This is a genomic window from Streptomyces niveiscabiei (genome assembly GCF_001419795.1).
GTDB classification, from domain to species: domain Bacteria; phylum Actinomycetota; class Actinomycetes; order Streptomycetales; family Streptomycetaceae; genus Streptomyces; species Streptomyces niveiscabiei.
The window spans coordinates 1-2,513 of record NZ_LIRL01000309.1 but is presented as its reverse complement, the minus strand read 5'-3'; the positions used below and the strand labels follow the sequence as shown (position 1 = coordinate 2,513).

At 69.1% G+C, this 2,513-nt stretch carries 2 protein-coding genes and 1 pseudogene; 2 read left to right on the top strand and 1 reads right to left on the bottom strand.

The features are described 5' to 3' along the window. Together AOK24_RS16180 and AOK24_RS16175 are read left to right on the top strand one after the other, a co-directional pair. Positions 1–187 (top strand): annotated as a pseudogene (locus tag AOK24_RS16180) (hypothetical protein); the annotation flags it as partial. A gap of 115 nt (positions 188–302) precedes the next feature. Continuing rightward, positions 303–1,220, top strand: a complete 918-nt coding sequence (locus AOK24_RS16175) for a BRO-N domain-containing protein (protein ID WP_055720782.1) — start codon at positions 303–305, stop codon at positions 1,218–1,220. Between the two features lie 80 nt (positions 1,221–1,300). On the opposite strand, the gene AOK24_RS16170 is transcribed toward AOK24_RS16175, so the two are convergent. After that, the coding region (locus tag AOK24_RS16170) for a dihydrolipoamide acetyltransferase family protein (protein WP_055720781.1) at positions 1,301–2,513 on the bottom strand (1,213 nt) is incomplete at its 5' end.

Here is a 2,513-nt window from a genome sequence, read left to right as displayed (position 1 = left end):
CCTCCGCACAACCCTCACCACCGCGACCGACCGCGCCGCCGCGATCATCCACATCCCCCACGACACCCGCATCCGCACCCAGGGCCGCCACGCGACCACCCGCCTCACGGACGCGGTCCTGAACACAGCACACCGGGCCTGGGGCCGCCCTCTGCCACTGGCCCCGCAACCGGCACCCCTGCCCTGAACTCACCAGCGCCGCAAGCCCCTCAGAGCTAAACCACCCGAACGAGTGAACATCATTAGTTCCGATGGCATATGCGAATCCCTCCGCCTTACGTTCCGTAGTGGAGGTGGTTCACATGAATGAACCCTGCAAGCGGCCGGACGCCGTCGACATCAGCGACTTCGTGTACGCGGCGACGGGCGCCCGGGTCCGGCGGCTCACGATGCCGGACGGGACGCATTGGTTTCCGGCGGTGGATGTGTGCAAGCAGTTGGGTCACACCAACTCTCGGCAGGCTCTCGCAGATCATGTCCCGGACGGACAGCGAGAGATTCTTGAGACCGTAACTGGAGCTTACGGTCTCAGCGTTCCCGCAGGTAGAGAGTGGCGCCGAGACCTGAATCTGATCTCTCTCCAAGGTCTCATCCACCTCGTCAACGCCTGCACCAAACCCGCCTGCGCCCCCTTCAAGCAGTGGGCGGTGGAAGTCATCGCGACCGTCCAGCAGGAGGGTTCGTACTCCCTCCAGAAGGCAGAGGTACAGCCCGCCGACCCCGGCGCCCCCGTCGTCTACGCCATGCCCGCCCAGGTCGCCGACGCCATCGTCCGCCTCGAAGCGCACAACCTCCGCATCGACGAGGAACTTGCGACCGCACAGCAGGAATCGCTGTCCCTGCAAAGGCAGATGCTGGCGATGCAGCGGGAGAGCCTGAGCGCTCAGCAGAGCATCGCGGAGGCCATGAACCGCATCGCGACCCGGTTCGACACCCTGGCTCTCGCGTCCCCCAGCGCCCCGCACCCGACCACGGAGTCCGTTCTCGCGGACTGGCGGCGGCGACTGTCTGTGACGGAGGACGTCTGGACGCTGGCCGTGGTCATCGCGCCGGTGCTGGTCGAGGAAGGTGAGCTGCGGCAGCCGCTGGAATCGCTGGCCGCGCGTACGGGATTGACCGTGCACCGCGTCAACGAGTGCCTGCGACTCCTCCGGACGCACGCCTGCATCCGCTCGCGCGGCGCGACGGAAGAGGGAGCGCCGGTGTACGTGCTCAACTGAGCCGCAGCACGAAGGGACGGTCGCAATCCGAACTTGCGGCCGTCCCTTCAGCGTTCAACTTATCCCAACCCCGAAGCGCCTCACGCCCAAGTGATCAGCTTCTTCGGCTGTTCCAGGATCGCCGCGATGTCGGCGAGGAACTTCGAGCCCAGTTCGCCGTCCACGAGGCGGTGGTCGAAGGAGAGCGCGAGGGTGGTGACCTGGCGGGGCTTGACCTTGCCCTTGTGGACCCACGGCTGGGGCTTGATGGCTCCGATCGCCAGGATCGCGGACTCCCCGGGGTTGAGGATCGGCGTGCCCGTGTCGATGCCGAAGACGCCGACGTTGGTGATCGTCACGGTGCCGCCTTGCATCGCCGCCGGGGCGGTCTTGCCGTCGCGGGCCGTCGTCACCAACTCGCCGAGGTCCGAAGCCAGTTCCGGCAGCGTCTTGGCCTGGGCGTCCTTGATGTTCGGGACGATCAGGCCGCGGGGCGTGGCCGCGGCGATGCCGAGGTTGACGTAGTGCTTGAGGACGATCTCCTGCGCCGCCTCGTCCCAGGACGCGTTGATCTCGGGGTTGCGCTTGACGGCGACCAGGAGCGCCTTGGCGATCAGGAGCAGCGGGTTGACCCGCAGGCCCGCGAGGTCCTTGTCCCGCTTCAGCTCCTCGACCAGCTTGAGGGTCCGGGTGACGTCGACGGTCACGAACTCCGTGACGTGCGGCGCGGTGAAGGCGGAGCCGACCATCGCCGCGGCCGTCGCCTTGCGGACGCCCTTGACGGGGATACGGGTCTCGCGGCCGGCGTCGTACGCCGGTACGGCGGGCGCCGCCGGCACAGCGGGCGCCACGACCGGCGCCGCCGCCTTGTGCACGTCCTCGCGCGTGACGACCCCGTCGGGCCCGGTCGGCGTCACCGTCGCCAGGTCCACGCCCAGGTCCTTCGCGAGCTTCCGCACCGGAGGCTTGGCCAACGGCCGCTCGGCTCGCTCAGCACGCTCGGCGGACTGGGCCGGACCGCCAGCCTCCGTACGCCCAGCAGACCCCGCACGCTCCTCGACGCCCGGCGCCGGTTCCGCGTACCCATGCCCGTTCAACTCGGCCTGTACGGCAGGCGCGGCAGCGGTCGGCACCTCCGCGACCCCCTTGCGGGGCCGCCGCTTCGTGGACGACGCCGCCACCCCGTACCCCACGAGCACAGGCTGACGCCCCTCGGGCTTCGGCTCCTCGGCGGCAGAGGCGGATGCCTGAGCCGGCACCTCAGGAACACCCCCCTCACCGGCAGCCGCCCCCACCTCCACCGAGATGATCGCC